Annotated in this window: 6 protein-coding genes; 1 reads left to right on the top strand and 5 read right to left on the bottom strand. The window is 68.2% G+C overall.

Features of this window, described 5'->3' with window-relative positions:
• On the bottom strand, window positions 1-1,534 hold a 1,534-nt coding region (locus tag AB4Y86_RS09740), incomplete at its 3' end, for a transketolase family protein (RefSeq protein WP_441402041.1).
• 507 nt (window positions 1,535-2,041) lie between these two features.
• Here AB4Y86_RS09740 and AB4Y86_RS09735 point away from each other — a divergent pair.
• The gene (locus tag AB4Y86_RS09735) at window positions 2,042-3,004 is read left to right on the top strand and encodes a heme o synthase (RefSeq protein WP_441402040.1); all 963 of its coding nucleotides are present in this window, start codon (window positions 2,042-2,044) and stop codon (window positions 3,002-3,004) included.
• 4 nt (window positions 3,005-3,008) lie between these two features.
• Here AB4Y86_RS09735 and AB4Y86_RS09730 read toward each other — a convergent pair whose 3' ends face one another.
• The 4 genes from AB4Y86_RS09730 to AB4Y86_RS09715 all read right to left on the bottom strand — a co-directional run.
• A complete protein-coding gene (locus AB4Y86_RS09730; RefSeq protein WP_441402039.1) occupies window positions 3,009-3,668 on the bottom strand; it encodes a DedA family protein in 660 nt (219 codons plus the stop codon).
• Window positions 3,669-3,754: 86 nt separating this feature from the next.
• Window positions 3,755-4,702: a COX15/CtaA family protein gene (locus AB4Y86_RS09725; protein WP_441402038.1), complete on the bottom strand. Its 948-nt coding sequence runs from the start codon at window positions 4,700-4,702 to the stop codon at window positions 3,755-3,757.
• Window positions 4,703-4,709: 7 nt separating this feature from the next.
• A complete protein-coding gene (locus tag AB4Y86_RS09720) occupies window positions 4,710-5,495 on the bottom strand; it encodes an ABC transporter permease (RefSeq protein WP_441402037.1) in 786 nt (261 codons plus the stop codon).
• The coding region (locus AB4Y86_RS09715; RefSeq protein WP_441402036.1) for an ATP-binding cassette domain-containing protein at window positions 5,492-6,094 on the bottom strand (603 nt) is incomplete at its 5' end. The genes AB4Y86_RS09720 and AB4Y86_RS09715, both read right to left, overlap by 4 nt.

Here is a 6,094-nt window from a genome sequence, read left to right as displayed (position 1 = left end):
GGCCCGGGACGGCGCGGAGTGAGGCGAGCTGTTCGACCGGCTGGTGGGTGGGTCCGTCTTCGCCGAGGCCGATCGAGTCGTGCGTCCAGACGTACAGCGACGGGGCGCCCATCAGCGCGCCGAGCCGGATCGCCGGGCGCTGGTAATCGGAGAAGATCAGGAACGTGCCGGAGAACGCCCGGGTCGGGCCGGCGAGGCTGATCCCGTTCACGATCGACGCTGCGGCGTGCTCGCGGATGCCGAAGTGCAGCACCCGGCCGTAGGGGTTGCCCTTCCAGGCGTCGGTCTGCCGGGAAGCCGGGATGAACGAGGGCGAGCCTTCGATCGTGGTGTTGTTGGACTCGGCCAGGTCCGCCGAGCCGCCCCACAGTTCAGGCATGACCGGACCGATCGCGTTCAGGACTTTGCCGGACGCGGCACGGGTGGAAACGTCCTTGCCGGCCTCGAAGACCGGCAGCGCGGCGTCGATCTCGGCCGGGAGCTTACGGGCCTCGACGCGTTCCAGCAGCGCGGCCGCCTCGGGGTTCCCGGATTGCCAGGCCTCGAAGGTTGCCTGCCACTCGGAGCGGGCCGCGGCGCCGCGTGCTTGGGCCTGCCGGGTGTGGTCGAGGACTTCGTCTTCGACCTGGAAGGACAGCTCCGGATCGAAACCGAGGATCCGCTTGAGGCCTGCGACTTCCTCGGCGCCCAGCGCCGAGCCGTGGATCTTGCCGGTGTTCTGCTTTTTCGGCGCCGGCCAGCCGATGATGGTCCGCAGCGAAATAATGGACGGCTTGCCCGTCTCGGCCTTCGCGGCGAGCAACGCCGCGTGCAGTTCGGCGACGTCCTCTTTGTATTCGCCAGTCCGGGTCCAGTCGACCCGCTGGGTGTGCCAGCCGTAGGCCGCGTAACGGGCCAGGACGTCTTCGGTGAAGGCGACATTGGTGTCGTCCTCGATGCTGATGTGGTTCTCGTCGTAGATCACCACGAGGTTGCCGAGCTCCTGGTGGCCGGCGAGCGAGGACGCCTCGGACGTCACGCCTTCCTGCAGGTCGCCGTCGGAAGCGATCACCCAGATGGTGTGGTCGAACGGGCTCGTGCCGGCGGCGGCTTCGGCGTCGAAAAGCCCGCGCATGCGGCGCTGCGAATAGGCGAAACCGACCGCCGATGCCAGGCCCTGGCCCAGCGGGCCCGTGGTGATTTCCACACCCTTGGTGTGCTTGTACTCCGGGTGGCCAGGGGTCAGCGAGCCCCAGGTCCGCAGCGCCTCAAGGTCCTTCAGCTCCAGGCCGTAGCCGGAGAGGAAGAGCTGGATGTACAGGGTCAGGGATGTGTGGCCCGGGGACAGCACGAAGCGGTCGCGGCCCAGCCATTCCGGGTTCGCCGGATCATGCCGCATCAGCTTCTGGAAGAGCAGGTAAGCGGCCGGCGCCAGGCTCATCGCCGTGCCGGGATGGCCGTTGCCGACCTTCTCCACGGCATCCGCCGCGAGCACCCGGATGGTATCGACGGCGCGCTGGTCCGCGCTGGTCCAAGACAGTTCTTGCTCTTCCAAATGTGGCACGTAAACCGGGCCCCTCTCTGTGCTGACAGCCGATGGCACAGTACGTTCCGCCGGGACACGGTTTGGTGCCCGCTGCGGTTAGTACCAGCCATTCACCATCGAAACGTTGATCTCGTCATTCAGCCGCCCGCGCAGAGGCAGTGGGCGCCGTGGGCCCGCGCGTGCGTGCTGATCTGTTTGACAGCTTATCCCCATTCCCGCGGCCGGGCGGGGGGTATCTCAGGAATTGGACGTGTTTCCGGTTTTTGTGAATCCCCGCGACCCGCGGCTGCCGGGGCCCCGGCCAAGCCAGGCGAAATTGCGGCAGCGTCCGCCGGGGCGTGGACGTCGGCGCCGCCACGGTAGGATGGTGGGTGGCCACCACCGGGGGCTAGGACATGCCTGTGCGCCGCGAATGGACCCCCCGACTGCACTGGCCCGGACGCAGGGCGCATTGCGACGACCAGCCGGGCTGAACAGCCAGACAGAACCGCCAGACAGAACTGCCAGACAGAACAGGTGACTGCCACCGTGAGCACAACTGATACGCCGCTAAACTTCTCCCCGGCACCGGGTCGGATCGGCTTCGCCCGCAAGGCGAAGGCCTACCTGGCGCTCACGAAGCCGCGGGTGATCGAACTCCTGCTGGTCAGCACCCTGCCCACCATGATCTACGCCCAGCGTGGCTTCCCGTCCCTCGGCCTGATCCTGGCGACCCTCGTCGGGGGCGCCTTCGCCGCCGGCAGTGCCGGCGCGTTCAACTGCTATCTCGACCGCGACATCGACAAACTCATGCACCGGACCGAGAAGCGGCCGCTGGTCACCGGCGAGATCACCCCGCGTGAAGCCCTGGTGTTCTCCTGGCTCCTCGGCGCCGCTGCGATCGTGATCCTCTGGTTCGGCGCCAACCCGCTCTCGGCGTGGCTGGGCCTAGGCGCCATCGTGTTCTACGTGGTGATTTACACGATGATCCTCAAGCGCCGAACCGCGCAGAATATCGTCTGGGGCGGCGCCGCCGGCTGCTTCCCGGTCCTGATTGCCTGGGCGGCCGTGACCAACACGGTTCAGTGGCCCGCTTTCGTGCTGTTCATGGTGATCTTCCTGTGGACCCCGCCGCACTACTGGCCGCTGTCCATGCGCTACGGCGAGGACTACCGCAACGCCAACGTGCCGATGCTCGGTGCAATCGCGGGTGCCAAGGTGGTGTCGGTGCAGGTGGTCCTGTACGCGTGGGCCATGGTTGCCTGCTCGCTGCTGATGATCCCGGTGGGAGCCGCCGGATGGGTCTACACCGTCACCGCCGTCGGCGCGGGTGCCTGGTTCCTGTACGAGTCGCACGCCCTCTACAACCGGGCCCAGCACGGGGACGTCTCGAATACGGGCGCGATGAAGGTCTTCCACGGTTCGATCAGTTACCTCACCCTGCTCTTCCTGGCGCTGGCGGTCGATCCATTCGTAGGCTCCGCGCTCGTCGGCGGCTAAGGGGTCAGTCGCCCGCCGGTACCGTGCGGCCCTCGGAGTCCGGGGGAGCCGCCGGTGAGCGCCGGGCAGCCCGCGCATGGCGGACGCGCCAGATGATCACAGCCAGCAGCCCGATCAGCACAATGGCTGCCGTGATGTCCCGGCCGGCAACCTTGGCCACCGCATCGTAGGAATTACCGGCAAAGTAGCCGAGCAGGACGAAGCCGATCCCCCAGGTGAGGCCTCCGGCGGCATTGAACGCCAGGAAGCGCGGATAGTGCATTCGGGAACTTCCGGCCAGGGCGGGCATGACGGCCCGGAAGAACGCCACGAAGCGGCCGAGGAAGACGGCGGAGCCGCCGCGCCGGCGCAGAAAATCCTGAGCCTTGGACAGGGCGGCGCGCCGTTTCTTCATGATCCGGGTATTCAAGAGCCTGGGACCGAGATGCTTCCCGACTTCGTAGCCGATTGTGTCGCCTGCCACCGCGGCCAGGACAACGACGGCGACCATGCCCCAAAGCGGTACCTCGCCCCGGCTCGAAACGACGCCGCCCAGAACCGCGGCGGTCTCGCCCGGCACGACGAACCCGATGAACACCGCGTCTTCGGCAAAGACCAGGCAGCCCACGAGGGTGAACGCCAGCACGGGGCTGATGTGCAGGATGCCTTCCACGAACCCATTCACGGCGAAACCCTTCCCTCTACAGGGTCAGGCTACACAGCCCCGCAGGGAAAAGAGAGGCAAGGAAGACCGCTCCGCTGCGGTCCCGGTTACTTCAGCGGGCTGCTGCGCGCGATGTCCGCGGCGTTCGTGGCGGCGCTCATCAGCAAGGCAGCGCCCAGCATGTGAGCGCCCACTAGCAGTGCGGGGATGCCGTTGTAGTACTGCGTGAAACCGATAACCGCCTGCAGCACGGTGACACCCAAAAGCAGGAAGACCGCCGTGCGGAACGGGCCCGCGATGCGGCCGCGGAAGACCAGGACCACGCCGAACAGCGCCCCGGCTGTTACGAGGTAGGCCGGGACGGCGTGGATGTGGGAAAACAGGTCCCAGTCCAGGTTGTTGCGCGGCGCGTCCGCGTCGCCGGCGTGCGGGCCGGCCCCCGTCACTACGACGCCCAGGCAGACGGCCACAGCGGAGAAGAAGACCACGGCGGTCATCACCRGGCGCGCGGCGCCCGGCAGCCGAACGAGTTCCCGGGTCCGCGCCTTGCCGGAACGCCCGTAGGCCCGGTTGACCAGCAGCGTCGCGAGGACCACCAGGGCCATCGAAACCAGGAAGTGCAGCCCCACCACCCACGGATTCAGCTGGGTGAGGACGGTGATGCCGCCAATCACCGCCTGCGCCGGGATGCTGGCCAGCAGGCCCGCGGCCAGCAGGAAGAGATCGCGGCGTTCCTTGCGCAGGTTCCACAGGTACACCAGCATCATCACGGCGACGGCGGCCAGCGCAAAGGTCAGGAGCCGGTTGCCGAACTCGATGAAGCCGTGAATCCCCATTTCCGGCGTGTTGACCAGCGAATTGTCGGTACAGCGGGGCCACGTGGGGCAGCCCAGCCCGGAGGCGGTGAGGCGAACGGCGCCGCCGGTGACCACCAGCACGGTCTGGCCGATCAGGGACAGCACGGCGAGCCGCCGGATTGTCTTGTCGACGGTGACGGGCAGCCGGGAGGAGATCCGGGACAGGACGTTGCGGGGAGGGCGGGACACCGTACTCACAGTTTTCTCAATTCCATTTAAACCAACGGGTTGCTGCCAGGCCGGCGATCGCCGTCCAGAGCAACAGGACAAACACGGCGGCAAGATTGACGCTGCCGTACAGGAGGGCATCCCGCAGCGCCTGGCCCAGCGCCCCGGACGGCAGGAAGTGCACAATGGCCTGGGCGAGGGCCGGGAGCCGCTCGGCCGGAATGACGATACCGCCCAAAGCGCCGAGCAGGATCCAGAGCAGGTTGGTGATCGCCAGCGTCGCCTCCGGCCGGACCGTGCCGGCTACCAGCAGGCCGAGGGCGGTGAAGGCCGCGGCACCGAGGACCAGCAGCACGAGTCCCGGCAGCAGGCCCGCCACCGCGGGCCGCCATCCCAGCGGGAGGGCGACGGCGGTGACGACCAGCACCTGGATCAGCAGGACCGCGAGGACGGCGAGCACCTTGCCCAGGATCAGCCCCGCGCGCCCCAGGGGCGTGGTGGAGAGGAAACGAAGCACGCCGTAGCGCCGGTCGAAGCCGGTGGAGATGCCCTGGCCGGTGAAGGCCGTGGACATCGCGCACAACGCCAGGATGCCCGGCACCGCGATGTTGACCCTGCTGGGGCCGAGGCCGTCCAACAGCGGCGTGACGGTCAGGCCCACCAGAGCCAGCAGCGGCAGGATGACCGCGAGGATCAGCTGCTCGCCGTTGCGGAGCATGGTGGCGGTTTCATAGCGGCCCTGCAGCAGGATCCGGCGCAGCAGGGGAGCGGGGGGACTCCCCAGCGGCATTTCCGCTGTCGTTCCGGCGTGCGCGGAGCTCATCGGGTCTCCCTTCCGGAGATGTCGAGGAAGACGTCCTCGAGGCTGCGTGCCGCCAGGCTCATGGACGCGGGCATGATGCCGCGGGCCGCCCACCAGGCCGCGACTGCGGCGAGATCGGCCGGCGTCAGCGCTCCGGTGGCGCTGTAGCTGCCGGCGCGCGTTTCCCGGACTTCGACGGCGGCCGGCAGGACCCCGGTCAGGTCCAGGCCCGGTTCCGCTTCGAAGAGCAGCGTCCGGATGTGCTGCTCGGCGTCGCCGGCCACCAGTTCGTGGCGCAACAGCTGGGCGACGGTGCCTTCGGCAACGTTCCGGCCGGCGTCGATGATGTAAACGTAGTCGGCGAGGCGCTGGGCATCGTCCATCAGGTGCGTGGTGAGGATGATGCCCATGCCGCGGTCTCGCAGTTCGCCGATCAGCTCGAACACCAGCTGCCGGGACTGCGGGTCCAGGCCGGCGCTCGGTTCGTCGAGGAAAAGCACCTCGGGCCGGCCGACCAGTGCCGCGGCAAGGGCGAGCCGTTGCTTCTGGCCCCCGGACAGGCGCCGGACGTTGGTCCGGCTGAACGCGTCGATCCCCAGGCGCCGGACAAGGTCGTCCAC

The organism is Arthrobacter sp. 2YAF22_2 (assembly GCF_052114645.1).
Lineage (GTDB): Bacteria > Actinomycetota > Actinomycetes > Actinomycetales > Micrococcaceae > Arthrobacter.
Note: the sequence above shows the minus strand (reverse complement) of the source record. Positions and strands in the feature narration are given on the sequence as shown.

What these genes read in the sequence shown, in the direction of transcription:
- AB4Y86_RS09720 (WP_441402037.1), bottom strand. Translation starts at nt 5,495, where the DNA reads ATGAGCTCCGCGCACGCCGGAACGACAGCGGAAATGCCGCTGGGGAGT.